The 12,990-nt window shown below is 72.9% G+C and carries 16 protein-coding genes; 9 read left to right on the forward strand and 7 right to left on the reverse strand.

Annotation, left to right across the window (positions count from 1 at the left end; translation table 11 throughout):
- Nucleotides 1-12 precede the first annotated feature (12 nt).
- From crcB to IEZ01_RS16100, 3 genes are read left to right on the forward strand one after another with little or no spacing between them, the layout of a single operon-like run.
- Nucleotides 13-543: a fluoride efflux transporter CrcB gene (gene crcB, locus IEZ01_RS16090; RefSeq protein ID WP_019887247.1), complete on the forward strand. Its 531-nt coding sequence runs from the start codon at nt 13-15 to the stop codon at nt 541-543.
- Nucleotides 540-914 (forward strand): fluoride efflux transporter FluC, encoded by a 375-nt coding sequence (locus IEZ01_RS16095; protein ID WP_189202266.1) that lies wholly within the window; start codon nt 540-542, stop codon nt 912-914. Before crcB ends, IEZ01_RS16095 begins: the two co-directional genes overlap by 4 nt.
- 59 nt (nt 915-973) lie before the next feature.
- Nucleotides 974-1,528, forward strand: a complete 555-nt coding sequence (locus IEZ01_RS16100) for an isochorismatase family protein (protein ID WP_040875515.1) — start codon at nt 974-976, stop codon at nt 1,526-1,528.
- 75 nt (nt 1,529-1,603) lie between these two features.
- Here IEZ01_RS16100 and IEZ01_RS16105 read toward each other — a convergent pair whose 3' ends face one another.
- The gene (locus IEZ01_RS16105; RefSeq protein WP_019887251.1) at nt 1,604-2,467 is read right to left on the reverse strand and encodes an alpha/beta fold hydrolase; all 864 of its coding nucleotides are present in this window, start codon (nt 2,465-2,467) and stop codon (nt 1,604-1,606) included.
- 294 nt (nt 2,468-2,761) lie between these two features.
- On the opposite strand from IEZ01_RS16105, the gene IEZ01_RS16110 reads away from it, so the two are divergent.
- On the forward strand, nt 2,762-2,917 hold the full coding sequence (locus tag IEZ01_RS16110) for a hypothetical protein (protein WP_019887252.1): 156 nt from the start codon (nt 2,762-2,764) through the stop codon (nt 2,915-2,917).
- An 88-nt stretch (nt 2,918-3,005) separates the two neighbouring features.
- On the opposite strand, the gene IEZ01_RS16115 is transcribed toward IEZ01_RS16110, so the two are convergent.
- Complete coding sequence (locus IEZ01_RS16115) at nt 3,006-3,698, reverse strand: iron-dependent transcriptional repressor DtxR (RefSeq protein WP_019887253.1); 693 nt, start codon at nt 3,696-3,698, stop codon at nt 3,006-3,008.
- A gap of 176 nt (nt 3,699-3,874) precedes the next feature.
- On the opposite strand from IEZ01_RS16115, the gene IEZ01_RS16120 reads away from it, so the two are divergent.
- Together IEZ01_RS16120 and IEZ01_RS16125 are read left to right on the forward strand one after the other, a co-directional pair.
- On the forward strand, nt 3,875-4,630 hold the full coding sequence (locus IEZ01_RS16120) for an SIS domain-containing protein (RefSeq protein ID WP_019887254.1): 756 nt from the start codon (nt 3,875-3,877) through the stop codon (nt 4,628-4,630).
- A 150-nt stretch (nt 4,631-4,780) separates the two neighbouring features.
- Nucleotides 4,781-5,071, forward strand: coding sequence for a hypothetical protein (locus IEZ01_RS16125; RefSeq protein ID WP_189202268.1), 291 nt, complete (start codon nt 4,781-4,783; stop codon nt 5,069-5,071).
- Between the two features lie 236 nt (nt 5,072-5,307).
- On the opposite strand, the gene IEZ01_RS16130 is transcribed toward IEZ01_RS16125, so the two are convergent.
- The gene (locus tag IEZ01_RS16130; RefSeq protein ID WP_189202270.1) at nt 5,308-5,559 is read right to left on the reverse strand and encodes a hypothetical protein; all 252 of its coding nucleotides are present in this window, start codon (nt 5,557-5,559) and stop codon (nt 5,308-5,310) included.
- 399 nt (nt 5,560-5,958) lie between these two features.
- On the opposite strand from IEZ01_RS16130, the gene IEZ01_RS16135 reads away from it, so the two are divergent.
- Both IEZ01_RS16135 and IEZ01_RS16140 read left to right on the forward strand, forming a co-directional pair.
- Nucleotides 5,959-7,320, forward strand: a complete 1,362-nt coding sequence (locus IEZ01_RS16135) for a PAS domain-containing protein (RefSeq protein WP_028797659.1) — start codon at nt 5,959-5,961, stop codon at nt 7,318-7,320.
- Between the two features lie 218 nt (nt 7,321-7,538).
- Entirely contained in the window at nt 7,539-7,922 is a 384-nt protein-coding gene (locus IEZ01_RS16140) for a hypothetical protein (RefSeq protein WP_189202272.1), read from the forward strand.
- A gap of 84 nt (nt 7,923-8,006) precedes the next feature.
- Here the strand turns inward: IEZ01_RS16140 and pdxH are convergent, their stop codons facing one another.
- Nucleotides 8,007-8,636 carry a pyridoxamine 5'-phosphate oxidase gene (gene pdxH / locus IEZ01_RS16145; RefSeq protein ID WP_028797661.1) on the reverse strand — a complete coding sequence of 210 codons (630 nt, stop codon included), beginning with the start codon at nt 8,634-8,636 and terminating at the stop codon, nt 8,007-8,009.
- 350 nt (nt 8,637-8,986) lie between these two features.
- Between pdxH and IEZ01_RS16150 the strand changes: the two genes are divergently transcribed.
- Nucleotides 8,987-10,087 carry a citrate synthase 2 gene (locus tag IEZ01_RS16150; RefSeq protein ID WP_019887259.1) on the forward strand — a complete coding sequence of 367 codons (1,101 nt, stop codon included), beginning with the start codon at nt 8,987-8,989 and terminating at the stop codon, nt 10,085-10,087.
- Between the two features lie 14 nt (nt 10,088-10,101).
- On the opposite strand, the gene IEZ01_RS16155 is transcribed toward IEZ01_RS16150, so the two are convergent.
- From IEZ01_RS16155 to IEZ01_RS16165, 3 genes are all read right to left on the reverse strand, one after another.
- On the reverse strand, nt 10,102-11,148 hold the full coding sequence (locus IEZ01_RS16155) for an isopenicillin N synthase family dioxygenase (protein ID WP_019887260.1): 1,047 nt from the start codon (nt 11,146-11,148) through the stop codon (nt 10,102-10,104).
- 465 nt (nt 11,149-11,613) lie between these two features.
- A complete protein-coding gene (locus IEZ01_RS16160) occupies nt 11,614-12,207 on the reverse strand; it encodes a TetR/AcrR family transcriptional regulator (RefSeq protein ID WP_189202274.1) in 594 nt (197 codons plus the stop codon).
- Nucleotides 12,195-12,920 carry an enoyl-CoA hydratase family protein gene (locus IEZ01_RS16165; RefSeq protein ID WP_189202276.1) on the reverse strand — a complete coding sequence of 242 codons (726 nt, stop codon included), beginning with the start codon at nt 12,918-12,920 and terminating at the stop codon, nt 12,195-12,197. Before IEZ01_RS16165 ends, IEZ01_RS16160 begins: the two co-directional genes overlap by 13 nt.
- Nucleotides 12,921-12,990: the final 70 nt, after the last annotated feature.

Here is a 12,990-nt window from a genome sequence, read left to right on the forward strand (position 1 = left end):
TAGGAGAGGCACGTGACGAGAGAACACCCCGAGGACGACGCCCCTGCCCCCGGCCCCGAACCCAAGCCGACCGGCTGGGCGGCCGAGCCCGCCGACCCGGACACCGCGATCGATCCCTGGCCGCCCAAGCCCGGCCGCCCCAGCCGCACCCCCGCCCGCGAACAGGCCGCGATCCTCTCCGTCATCGCCCTCGGCGGCGCGCTCGGCGCCTGCGCACGCTACGGCGCCACCCTGATCTGGCCCACCGACCCGACCGCCTTCCCCTGGACCACGTTCTGGACCAACGTCTCCGGCTGCGCCGCCATGGGCGTCCTCATGGTCCTGATCACCGAACGCTTCACCGTCCACCCCCTCGTACGCCCCTTCCTCGGCACCGGCGTCCTCGGTGGCTTCACCACCTTCTCCACGGCCACCATCGACACCCAACGCCTCCTGGACGGCGGGCGGCTCGCCACAGCGCTCCTGTACGTGTCCGCCACCCTGGCCGCCGCGCTGGCCGCGGTCTGGGCCGCCGCCGCGCTCACCCGCCGGGCCGTCGTATGAACTGGCTGATGGTCGTCCTCGGCGCGCTCGCCGGCGCCCCGCTGCGGTACCTCACCGACCGGGCCGTCCAGGTCCGTCACACCACCGTCTTCCCCTGGGGCACCTTCGGCGTCAACGTCACCGCCTGCGCCCTCCTCGGCTTCCTCACCGGCGCCACCACCGCCGCCACCGTCCCACCGGCGCTCCAGCACCTCGTCGGCCCCGGCCTGTGCGCGACCCTGAGCACGTACTCCACCTACTCGTTCGAGACCCTGCGCCTGGCCGAGGCCGGCGCGAAGTTCTTCGCCGCCGCCAACGCGCTCGTCAGCGTCCTCGCCGGCCTGGGCGCCGCGTACCTGGCCGGGGCCCTGGCCACGGCTCTGCTGGGCTGACTCCGGTGAACGGCCTTGATCGGCCCGGGCGTTCACCCGCTGTGGCATTCTGGCGCTTCATGACCACTCCCGTACACGCCCTGATCGTCGTCGACATGCAGACCGCCTTCGTCTCCGGCGACCACGCCGTCCCAGGCGCCGACCGGCTCCTCAAGAACGCCGAGGATCTGATCCTCCGGGCCCGTAGCGCCGGGGCCGTCGTCGTGCATCTGCAGAACGACGGCGGGCCGGGGGCGGACGACGAGCCCGGCACTCCTGGCTGGGAGTTGTTCCTGACGCCGGAGCCCGGGGACCACGTCATCCGTAAGCCCGAGGACGACGGCTTCCACGAGACGGACCTCGGTGACGTCCTCGACGCGGCGGGCGTGGAGGCGCTCGCCGTGTGCGGGGTGATGTCGGAGATGTGCGTGTCAGCGACGGCCCGGGAGGCGCTCGAGCGGGACTACCGGGTCGTTCTGCCGCACGACGCGCACGGTACGTACGACATCCCGGCCGCGCCCGGCATCAGCGATGGCGTACCGGCCGCGATGGTCTCGCGGGTGGCCGAGTGGGCGCTCGGCGACGAGGTGGAGGTCGTGGCGCGGGCGGCGGACGTGACGTTCGTACGGCCGTGAGCCGACGCCACCCGGCCGGGTGGCCGCCGGGGCGCCGGTGGCATCGATGTCAGAGGGGCTCGGGAGACTGGTGGTTCAGGAGGTGAGGACGCCGTCGAGGAAGGGCTCGATCGCCGAACGCCACGCGTCCGGGCGGTCGTAGTGGACGAGGTGGCCGGCGTCGGGGACCTCCGCGTACTGGCCGTGGGGCAGGACGCGGACCATCTCCTGGGCCTCCGCGCGGCCCAGCTCGCCGTCCAGGCCCCGGACGACCAGCGTCGGGCAGCGGACCTGCGCGAGCGACTCCCAGTGGGCGTCGTGGACCCACGTCTCGCGGGCCTTCAGCATCTGGGCGCGGGAGAAGACCGGGCGCCAGCCGTCCGTCCGCTCGACCATGACCTCGGCGAAGAACTCACCGCGCGCGGGGTTGGGGCGCTCGACCCAGGGGTCGTCCTCGCCGAACCACTTGCGTACGTCCGCGAGCGTCGCGAACGGCAGCGGCCACGCCCGGAACCAGTCCTCCCACTCGCGCTGGGAGGCCGCGCCGAGGGCGGAGGCGCGCATGTCGCAGATGATCAGCGCCCGCACGAGGTCGGGCCGCTCGGCAGCGAGCTGCCAGGCCGTCAGGGCTCCCATGGAATGGCCGATGAGGGTGACCGGGCCGAGTCCGAGCTGCTCGACGGCGGCGGCCGCGTCGGCGACGTAGGCCTCGCGGCTGAAGGGGCCCTCGGCCGGCTTGTCGCTGCGGCCGTGGCCCCGCTGGTCGAGCGCGACGGCGCGGTGCCGCTCGGCGAGCCAGCGGGCGGTGGGCGCCCAGTGGGAGGCACGGCCCATCAGTCCGTGCAGCAGTAAGACCCCGGGCGTCGGCTCCCCGTCGCCGTGCCCCTTCGGCGGGTCCGCGAACTCCCAGGCAGCCAGGCGTACGCCGCCGGTTCCGTTGATGTCGATCCGTCGCACCATGTGCCCTGGCACCCCCTCTTCCTTGCGTCGTCGAACCCCGCCAGACTATCGAACCCGTATTCGAAAACGGGGGTCTGCCGCGTAACACCCCTCGTTCGAGTGACCGCGCTCAAGGATTGACGCCCGGCGCCGAGGGGAGATCTTCTGCGGGAGGCGGGCCGCTCGGGGAAAACGGTCCGAGGGAGCCGACCCTGGGAGCTCGGGGCTCCGGGTCGGCACAGGGGAGGACAGGCCCCGGCGCCCATCGGCGCCGGGGCTCTGCTCGTCTCCGCCTCGGGCGTCTCCGCGTCGCTCGTGTCCCAGGCGCTCGCGTACGAGGCGCTCGACTCCGCGTCGCCCGGCTCCGAGTCGCTCGTCCCGGCCTCGCTCGCGTCCGAGGCACTCGATTCCGAGTCCCTCGTCAACGTGTCGTACGTACGGGCTCATCGCAGCGCTCCCTCCCGGCCCTAGCCCAGCGTGGCACGGCACCCGGCGGGACCGCTGGGATTCCGCCGAAGGCGCCGAGGCGGAGCGGCGGCGAGGGAGCGCGGTGGCCGGTTCAGCGCTTGGCGACGAAGACGTGCGAGGCCACCTCGGCCTCCAGCTCCGCGGCCTCACCGCTGCTGCCGACCAGGACACCACCGGGCGACTCGGTCACGCTGACCACGGAGCCGGGCTGCACGCCCGCGCGGCGCAGCGTGTACATGAGCTGGGCGTCGGTCTGGATCGGCTCGCCGATACGGCGGACGATCACGGTCTTGCCCTCCGGGCCCGCGTCCAGGTCGGCCAGGCTGACCATGGAGTCGTCCAGGAAGGACTCCGTCTCGGCCTTCTCGCCCAGCTCCTCCAGACCCGGGATCGGGTTGCCGTACGGCGACTCCGTCGGGTGCCGCAGCAGCTCCAGGACGCGCCGCTCCACCGCCTCGCTCATCACGTGCTCCCAGCGGCACGCCTCGGCGTGGACCTGCTCCCACTCCAGGCCGATGACGTCGACAAGCAGGCACTCGGCGAGCCGGTGCTTGCGCATCACGCGCGTGGCCAGTTTGCGGCCCTCGTCGGTGAGCTCCAGGTGGCGGTCGCTGGCGACGGCCACCAGGCCGTCGCGCTCCATGCGCGCCACCGTCTGGCTCACCGTCGGACCGCTCTGGTCGAGCCGCTCGGCGATTCGGGCGCGCATCGGGACCACGCCTTCTTCTTCGAGCTCGAGGATGGTGCGGAGATACATCTCCGTGGTGTCGATCAGTCCGGACATACGTGCCCCTCGAGAGAAATCGTGCGTGGCCCTGGTTCCAATTCTGCCGGATACCGCTGACAACCGTGCCTCTCCGGAGGGAACGGGGGGCGGAGCCGGTATTGACAGGGCAATGGTCCAGACCGCACGGTGATCGGCGTCACGGGGGGCGGGTACGAGGAGAAGGAGCTCCGGGCATGGGCGACAGCAAGCTGGCCGACCAGTTCTTCGACGCCGCGATCGGTCTGCTGCAGAAGGTCCGCGACGAGGACGCGACGGAGATCGCCGCGTCGGGCGCCGCGATCGCCGACACCGTCGCGGCAGGTGGCCGCCTCTTCGCCTTCGGCGCCGGGCACTCCTCGCTGGCCGCGCAGGACGTCGTCTACCGGGCGGGCGGTCTTGCCCTGATGAATCTGCTCGCCGTGCCGGGCGTGGTCGGCGTCGACGTCATGCCGGCGACGCTGGGCTCCGCCCTGGAGCGGGTGGACGGCCTGGCGGGCGCGGTCCTCGACTCCTCCCCGGCGACGGCCGGCGACCTCCTGATCATCATCTCCCTCTCCGGGCGCAACGCCCTGCCGGTCGAGATGGCGATGAACGCGCGGGCGCTGGGACTCACGGTGATCGGAGTGACGTCGGTGGCGTACGCGACGGAGACGAAGTCGCGGCACGTCTCGGGTACGTACCTCAAGGACCACTGCGACATCGTCCTCGACTCCAAGATCGCGGTCGGCGACGCGGAGCTGACCCACGAGGGCATCGAGGCGCCGTTCGCCCCGGCGTCCACGGTGGTCACCAGCGCGCTGATGCAGGCGACGATGGCCGCGGCCGCCGAGGAACTGGTCCGCCGCGGCATCGAACCGCCCCTGCTGCGCTCGGGCAACGTCGACGGCGGCCACGAGTGGAACGGCCGCGTGATGTCCGAGTACCGCGACCGCATCTTCTTCCGCCACTGATCCCTCTTGTGGCGCTCCGCCGCCAGGCCCGGACCCGTTGTCGGACCTGGCGCCCGGCGACCTTGCCCGGATACCGCTGGACGCGGCCCCTGCGTGAGCCCGGCAGGCGGCCGCAGCCTGCGGGGAAAGATCAACACCTGGGGGGAGACAGTGAAACGCATCAGATCCGTCGTCGGATCCGTCGTCGCGGGCATGGCGGCCTCGGCCTCGCTGCTGCCGGGCGCGCCAGGACCGGCGCAGGCGGCGGGCGTCCCGGCGGCGCCGGTACGGGCGGGCGAGGCCGCGGTGGGCCTCCGGCCGACGAGCTCCTGGCGGCGGCCGACGCCGTGGAATCCCAACGTCATCACCTGGAACATGTGCGGGGACGCGGGCGGCATTCGGGGCGTCCACGTCGGGTACTGCCCCGGCGGAACTACCCCGACGAGAAGATCAGCGCTCTGAAGGGGCTGGTCGACAAGCACCAGGCGAACGTGGTCATGCTCCAGGAGGCCTGCGGTTACGCGCCTGGGAGCAACCCGACCCCGGCGCAGCTCGCCCTGAGCCATCAGGTGCGGCTCCAGACCGCCCTGGGCGAGGGCTGGACGGTGCGGCACGCCGTGGTAGGGCCGCGAGGGCGGCCGATCGGACGGGACGCGGTGCGCCCGCGGACACCGACCCCACCCTGCGGCCCCGCCCCCTCACGCGTGCTGCCCACGGATCCCCCGGCCGGAGAACTCCACCCGGATCGTCAGGCCGCCGCCGTGAGGGTTCGGGTGGGCCGTGGTCGTCGCGGTGTGGGCGCGGGCGATCGAGGACACGATCGACGGGCCCAGGCCCGCGCTCTCGCCGGGGGCCTGGCGGCCGCGTTCGCGCAGGCGGCGGAAGGGTTCGAAGAGCGGCGGGACGTCGCGGCCGGGACGACCGGGCCACGCGGTCTGACCGCGCGCCACTTGCGCCCGGACGCAGACGACCCGTGGGCCTTTGGTTCCCGCCGCATGGAAACGGCGGGAAGCCGGCCGGACTTACCGGCGGCCCACGGGTCGGGTGACTGCTTGGGTTTCGGCAGGTGGCCTGCCGAGGTGCACAGAGTGCGACGGCAGGCCGTTAGCCCGCAGTCACCTCACGAGTCCGAAAAGAAACCATTTTTTCGGATCACCTCCTTTCGCGTGTACCCACACCCTAGGCAACTCGTCCCGGACCCCTCAAGCGATTTATTCGCCTGTTTTTCGTCCGCCTCGTTTCCGGGGTGAAACGATTTCGGCGAACCAGCTGTGTCCTGCGTCACGTTCGAGTTGAATGGCTGCGCGTGCACCTGCACGTGTGACGCACGTCCTGCAGGGGGTTCCGGGATGAGTGCTTCCAGGAGCGAGACCGCTCAAGACGCCGGGCCCGGGGGTGAGTCTCCCGGGGGAGATCTGCTGGCCGCGTTGCTCGACGGCATGGATGCCGCGCTCTGCGCCTTCGACGCCGACGGGGCCGTCACCCACTGGAACAGAGAGGCCGAGCGGATTCTCGGGTGGACCGCCGAGGAGGCCGTCGGGCGGCGGGGGTTCGACGGGTGGGCCGTACGGAGCGAGGATGCCGAGGATGTGCACGGGCGGCTGATGGGGGTCATGCACGCGCACGGTCGACAGGTGCATGAGTTTGCGCTGCTACGCAAGGACGGCGGGCGGGTGCTCGTACGGACCCAGTCGGCCGGGGTGCGCGGGGCGGACGGGCGGCCCGCGGGGGTGTACTGCGCGTTCAGCGAGGTGCACGCGCAGATCGACCTGGAACGGTCCATCGCCCTCAGCGAGGCCCTCTTCGAGGACGCCGCCTGGGGTGTCGTCCTCGTCGACGTGGACCTGCGGCCCACCGTCGTCAACGGGCACGCCGCCCGCGCCCTCGGCGCCGGGCGGACGGGACTGCTCGGGCGGCCCCTGGGCGACCTGATCACGCAGGGCGTGGAGGAGCTGGAGAGCGCCTTGCAGTACGTCCTCGCCGAGGGCCCGCCCCGCGCGCCCGCCGAGGTGTGGGTGACCCTGAAGACGAACGACGGCGAGCGGCGCCGCTGCCTGCGTTCGGCGTTCGTACGGCTCGCGTCGCCGCTCGCCGAGGAGCCCGTACCGCTCGGGGTGGGCTGGATGTTCCAGGACGTGACCGACGAGCGGCTGGCGCAGCAGGACGCGGACCGGCTGCGGTTCCGCTTCAGTCAGCTGCACCGGGCGGGGGTGGCCGCGGCGGAGTTCGAGGATCCGATGGAGGCGGCGGCCTGCTACCTCGACTTCGCGCTGGCCGGGTTCGCCGACCACGCGCTGGTGGATCTGTGCGGCCCCGGGGAGCGGCTGCGCCGGGTCGCGTCGACACCGGCCGGTACGCCGGGCCCGGTCACGGCGGTGGTGGGCGGCGGGATCCCGGTCCGCTACCGGGCCGGCCATCCCGCGCTGCAGGCGGTGGACCGTACGGGCCCGGTACGCGCCGGTGCCCCGGTCGCCGCGCCCGAGGCGGCCGAGGCCTGGGCGGCGGACCGGTGCTGGCCGCGGGACGCGGTGTACGCGCTGTGCGTGGTGCTGCGCAGCCGGGGCCTGACGCTGGGGGTGCTGACGTTCCTGCGGTCGGCGGCGCGGCCGGCGTTCGAGCGGCCGGACGCGGCGTACGGGGAGAGCGTGGCGGCGAGGGTGGCGGCGGCGGTGGATCTGGCGGTGGCCTTGGGGCAGAACCAGCAGTACTAGCGGAACGCGGCGGGCGGAAGGGGGTCGTTCGTCCGGGAAGGGGGTGATGTGGCGGCCAACGCCGGGCCGTGGAACGGCACTTCGCGGACGCTCCTGTTCCGCGCGGATCGTAGAGTGATCACTTCATCCGACGAACGATCCGAGAGGGCACATGCTTCACACCAGCGCATCCCCCACCGCCACCAAGCGCTCCCCCCCGCCGGCGCACCGTCGCCGCCTTGCTCGGCGCGGCCGCTCTGACCGCTCTGACCACCGTCACCGCGCCGTCCGCCTCCGCAGCCGTCGCGCCTCCCGGCGGCAGCTCGTGGGACCACACGTGGTCCGGCGACGGCGTCAAGGTCTACGTGAAGGAACACGGCGACGTCATCTCCGTCTGCGACACGTCCGCCAACGGCCACTCGGCCTGGGTACTGGTCATGGACATATCCGTCGACAAGACCGCCTACGAGCTCAAGGCCACCGGCGGCAAGGGAACGTGCGCCTCGCACACCGCCAGTGAGGGCGGCCGCTACAACCTGGCGGAGAACCACAGGATCGCCCTGAACTTCGAGGGCAGGGGCCTGCAGGGCTCGTACTACGTGAGCTTCGTCAACGACCACTGACAGCCACAGACACGACGGCCCGTGCGCACCGCGCACGGGCCGCTCCCGTCCGGGGAGAAGCCGGCGACCCTGGGGCGGGCGCCGTCACGGTGAGAGGCGCTCCACCGTCCAGCCCTCGCCCGTGCGCTCGTACCGCAGCCGGTCGTGCAGGCGGTTCTCGTGGCCCTGCCAGAACTCCACCGTCTGCGGGACGACCCGGAAGCCGCCCCACTCCGGCGGCACCGGCACATGCGTGCCCTCCGGGTAGCGGGTGTGCAGCTCCTCGTAGCGGGCGAGCAGTTCCTCGCGCGTGCCGATGACCGTCGACTGGTGGCTGGCCCAGGCGCCCAGCTGCGAGCCGTGCGGGCGGGTGCGGAAGTACGCGGCGGTCTCGTCCCGGCCCGTGCGGGTCGCCGTGCCCGTGACGATCACCTGGCGGGCGATGGGATGCCAGGGGAAGAGCAGCGAGACGTGCGCGTTGGCGGCCAGCTCGTGGCCCTTGCGGGAGTTGTAGTTCGTGTAGAAGACGAAGCCGGCCTCGTCGTAGTGCTTCATCAGGACCGTACGGGACGACGGCCGCCCGTCGGGGGTGGCGGTGGAGACGACCATGGCGTTCGGCTCGTGGATGGCGACGGTCTCGGCCGCGGCCTCCTTGAACCAGCGGGCGAACTGCTCGATCGGCGAGGGCGCGAGATCCGCCACGGTCAGCTCCGTGGTCCGGTACTGCTCACGCATGTCGGCGGGGTCGAGGGCGTCGCCTTCGAGGGCATCGGCAGGGTCCGCGGTGTGCGCGTCGGCGTCGGTCACAGCCCCATCCTGCCGCAGAGGCCCCCGGCGCCGGGGGCGAGGGGCGCACCGGGTGCAGCGCGGACCCAGTCTGCCCGGCACGGGGTGCCGCTAACCCTCCTTGGGCGCATCGGCGGAGTGTGCCGGTTGTCACGCTTCCCCGCATCGGCGGGACCGGCCAAACTCTCCGCTGGGCCACTGTGGCCTCCCTACGAAGCGATGCGGGTGACCACCCGCCGCACGGGGCATCACCCCCGCACAGCCCGACCGAGTTGTCCTGGAATCTGAGGAGCCGCCTGATGTCCGACTTCGTACCCGGACTCGAAGGAGTCGTCGCGTTCGAAACGGAGATCGCCGAACCGGACAAGGAGGGCGGTGCCCTCCGCTACCGGGGCGTCGACATCGAAGACCTCGTGGGTCATGTGTCCTTCGGGAACGTCTGGGGCCTGCTCGTCGACGGGGCGTTCAATCCCGGTCTGCCGCCGGCCGAGCCGTTCCCGATCCCGGTCCACTCCGGGGACATCCGCGTCGACGTGCAGTCCGCGCTCGCGATGCTCGCCCCCGTGTGGGGCCTCAAACCGCTCCTCGACATCGACGCCGAGCAGGCCCGTGACGACCTGGCCCGGGCCGCCGTCATGGCGCTTTCGTACGTCGCCCAGTCCGCCCGTGGCCAGGGCCTGCCGATGGTGCCGCAGAGCGAGATCGACAAGGCCGAGTCCGTGGTCGAGCGGTTCATGATCCGCTGGCGTGGTGAGCCGGATCCGCGCCATGTGAAGGCCGTGGACGCCTACTGGACCTCCGCCGCCGAGCACGGCATGAACGCCTCCACGTTCACCGCCCGCGTCATCGCCTCCACCGGCGCCGACGTGGCCGCCGCGCTCTCCGGGGCCGTCGGTGCCATGTCCGGCCCGCTGCACGGCGGCGCCCCCTCCCGCGTCCTCGGCATGATCGAGGAGATCGAGCGGACCGGCGACGCCGCCGCCTACGTCCGCCAGGCCCTGGACAAGGGCGAGCGCCTGATGGGCTTCGGCCACCGCGTCTACCGCGCCGAGGACCCGCGCGCCCGCGTCCTGCGGCGTACGGCGCGCGAGCTGGCGGCGCCCCGCTTCGAGGTCGCCGAGGCGCTGGAGAAGGCCGCCCTGGAGGAGCTGCACAACCGCCGCCCCGACCGGGTGCTCGCCACCAACGTCGAGTTCTGGGCGGCGATCGTGCTGGACTTCGCGGAGGTCCCGGCGCACATGTTCACGTCGATGTTCACCTGTGCCCGTACGGCGGGCTGGTCGGCGCACATCCTGGAGCAGAAGCGCACCGGCCGGCTCGTGCGCCCCTCGGCCCGCTACGTCGGCCCCGGGGCCCGCGACCCCCGCGAGATCGCCGGCTACGACGACATCGTGGGCTGACCCCGGGGACAGCCTCAGCGGGAGAGCGCGGGCTGCCGCTCGGTGAGCAGCAGATCGGCGTGGTGCCGGGCCGCGACCAGCGGGTGGGCGCGCAGCTTGCCCTTGAGTTCGTTACGGCCGTACTCGGCGAACAGCGGGTTCGCCGGGTCGGTCGTGACGCCGGGCGCGTGCGCCGCGTACGGGAAGGGCAGCGGGTCGATCCGGGCGTCGAGCCGCGGGTTGTAGAAGAACGGCACGGAGAAGCGTTCGGTGGCCCCGGGCGGGCTCACCACCCGGTGGTTGGTCGCCAGCAGGTAGCCGTCGGTGGCGACCTCCAGGAGCTCGCCCAGGTTGACGACGAACGCGCCGGGCAGCGGCGGTACATCGTGGAAGCGGCCGTCCTCCCGCTCGACCTGGAGTCCGCCGACCTGGTCCTGGAGCAGCAGGGTCAGGAAGCCGTAGTCCTTGTGGGCGCCGACGCCCTGGTCCGCGCCGTCGCCCGCGCTGCCGGGGTAACGGACCATCTTCAGATGCGGGTGGGCCCGCTCGCCGAAGGCGTCGTCGTAGAAGCCGGCCGGGGCGCCGATCGAGGCGAGCAGCTCACGCAGGAGCCGCTCGGCGACACCGCTGAGCCGCTCGATCCAGTTCAGCGCGGCGGTCCGCAGCTGCGGCAGCGCGGCCGGCCACTGGTTGGGGCCCTGGAGCCACCAGTAGGCGGGCTCGCCCGGGCCCGGCACGTGCGCGGGCCGCTCGGCGCCGATGTCGAGCTGGTCGCGCCAGTCCCGGGAGCCGCCGGTGCGTTCGTCGCCGGTGCGGGTGTAGCCGCGGAAATGCGGCGAGTTCACGTTGTCGATGGCGAGCCGGTCGGCCTCCGGCAGGGCGAAGAAGGCCCGCATGGCGCCGAGCAGCGCCTCGGTCTCGGCGTCGGTGACGCCGTGCCCGACGAGCTGGAAGAAGCCCACGTCATGGGCCGCGCTGTGCAGCTGCGCGTGCAGCAGCCGGCGGGCCTGGGGGCCGCGGTCGGCGGCGGACAGGTCGATGATCGGGAGCTGGTGGTACGTCTGGACAGGCTGAGCAGTCATGGGGCGTCCGCGAGGTATACGGGTTCCCGGGCGGCCGCCGAGGGTGGGGCGGGGGCCACGGGAGACGTACGGAAAGGGGGCGTCGGGGTCAGACGGAGCGACGACAGCCCATGCTCGCGACGCGGAGGAAGTCCACGTGGCGGCGGCGTACGAGCGAAAGCATGCGGTCAGAGTACTCCCGGACCGCAAAACCTGAAGTGACCCAGGTCACATGCCGCGCTGGGGCAGGCGGTCGCGCCCCTCGCTGGGGAGGGCGGCGCACCCTTCCGGGGACGACGATCACACGCCCCGCCCCGTGCCGGTTCACACGCCCCGCCCCGTGCCGGTTCACACGCCCCGCCGGGACGGCGGTTACGCGCCCCCGCTGGGGACGGCGGTCAGGCATCCCACCCGCTCACGGTTCACCACACGCCCCGCCCGTCCCGGTGCACGCGCCGCTGCGGGACGGCGGTCACAACCCCTCGCTCAGGGCCGGCCCAGCGTCGCGTCGAGGATCGCCGCCCACTGCGCCACCACCCGCCCCCTGCGCGCCGAATCGTCCGTGAGCAGCGTGGCGAGCCCCAGCCCGCGGGCCATGTCGAGGAGCCCCTGCACCGTCTCCCGCACCCCCGGCACCGACTCGTCCGCGCCCAGCAGCTCCACCGCGATGCGGTGGGACTCCCGCCCCACCCGCGCCTCCAGCTCCGTCACCCGCGGCCGCAGCTGCTCCTCGTCCGACGCCGCCACCCACAGGTGCAGCGCCGCCCGGAACAGCGGCCCCGTGTACAGATCCACCAGGGCCGCCACCACCGCCGCCCGGTCCGCCCGGTCCTGCGGGGGCAGCGTCCGCAGCGCCTGCGAGCGCTCCTCGGCGACGTACTCGACCGCTGCCGTGAACAGGTCCTCCCTGGTCGGGAAGTGGTGCTGCGCCGCGCCCCGCGACACCCCGGCCCGCTCGGCGACCACCGACACCGTCGAGCCCGCCCAGCCGTACTCGGCCAGGCAGGCCACGGCCGCCTCCAGGAGCCGCTGCCGGGTCACCCGGCTGCGGTCCTGTTTGGGAGGGGTCACCACACCCATGCGGGGTCCCGTCGTTCGAGGAAGGCTGTCATCCCCTCGCGCGCCTCCGCCGAGGCGAAGAGCGACGCGGACCGCTGGACCAGGTCCTCCGCGTCCCGCTCGAAGGTTGCCAGCACCCTAGCCGTGACCAGGCGCTTGGACTCGGCCAGCCCCTGCGGCGACCCCTTGCGCAGCCCGTCCACGACCGGTTCGAAGGCGTCGTCGAGCGCCGTCAGCAGACCGATCCGGACCGCCTCGGCCGCGTCGAACCGCTCCCCCGTCAGGTAGTAGCGGGCCGCCGCCCGCGCGTCCACCTTCGGCAGCAGCGTCAGCGAGATCACCGCCGGCGCCACCCCGATCCGGGCCTCCGTCAGCGCGAAGTCCGACCCCGCCGTCGCCACCGCGACATCACACGCCCCGACCAGCCCGAGCCCCCCGGCCCGCACATGCCCCGCCACCCGCGCCACCACCGGCTTCGGCAGCTCCACGATCCGCCGCAGCAGCGCCACGAACGCATACGGGCTCGGTGGCGCCTTCAGATCCGCGCCCGCGCTGAACGTACCGCCCGTGTGGGTCAGCACCACCGCCCGCACCGCCGGATCCTCACCGCACTCCCCCAGCGCCTGAGCCAGCTCCGCCACCAGCCGCGCCGAGAGCGCGTTACGGCTGTCCGGCGCGTCCAGCGTCAGGGTGGCGATACCGCGCTCGTACGCGCGCGTGACGACCGCTGTCATACCTCTCCCCGCTCCCCTTCCCGGTCCCTCAGCTCACGGCGCAGGATCTTCCCCGACGCCGCCCGGGGCA

This window comes from Streptomyces purpureus (assembly GCF_014648195.1).
Lineage (GTDB): Bacteria > Actinomycetota > Actinomycetes > Streptomycetales > Streptomycetaceae > Streptomyces > Streptomyces purpureus.

Coding starts and splice junctions, on each gene's coding strand:
- IEZ01_RS16095 (WP_189202266.1), top strand. CDS start 540: ATGAACTGGCTGATGGTCGTCCTCGGCGCGCTCGCCGGCGCCCCGCTG.
- IEZ01_RS16100 (WP_040875515.1), top strand. CDS start 974: ATGACCACTCCCGTACACGCCCTGATCGTCGTCGACATGCAGACCGCC.
- IEZ01_RS16105 (WP_019887251.1), bottom strand. CDS start 2,467: ATGGTGCGACGGATCGACATCAACGGAACCGGCGGCGTACGCCTGGCT.
- IEZ01_RS16115 (WP_019887253.1), bottom strand. CDS start 3,698: ATGTCCGGACTGATCGACACCACGGAGATGTATCTCCGCACCATCCTC.
- IEZ01_RS16120 (WP_019887254.1), top strand. CDS start 3,875: ATGGGCGACAGCAAGCTGGCCGACCAGTTCTTCGACGCCGCGATCGGT.
- IEZ01_RS16135 (WP_028797659.1), top strand. CDS start 5,959: ATGAGTGCTTCCAGGAGCGAGACCGCTCAAGACGCCGGGCCCGGGGGT.
- pdxH (WP_028797661.1), bottom strand. CDS start 8,636: ATGCGTGAGCAGTACCGGACCACGGAGCTGACCGTGGCGGATCTCGCG.
- IEZ01_RS16150 (WP_019887259.1), top strand. CDS start 8,987: ATGTCCGACTTCGTACCCGGACTCGAAGGAGTCGTCGCGTTCGAAACG.
- IEZ01_RS16155 (WP_019887260.1), bottom strand. CDS start 11,148: ATGACTGCTCAGCCTGTCCAGACGTACCACCAGCTCCCGATCATCGAC.
- IEZ01_RS16160 (WP_189202274.1), bottom strand. CDS start 12,207: ATGGGTGTGGTGACCCCTCCCAAACAGGACCGCAGCCGGGTGACCCGG.
- IEZ01_RS16165 (WP_189202276.1), bottom strand. CDS start 12,920: ATGACAGCGGTCGTCACGCGCGCGTACGAGCGCGGTATCGCCACCCTG.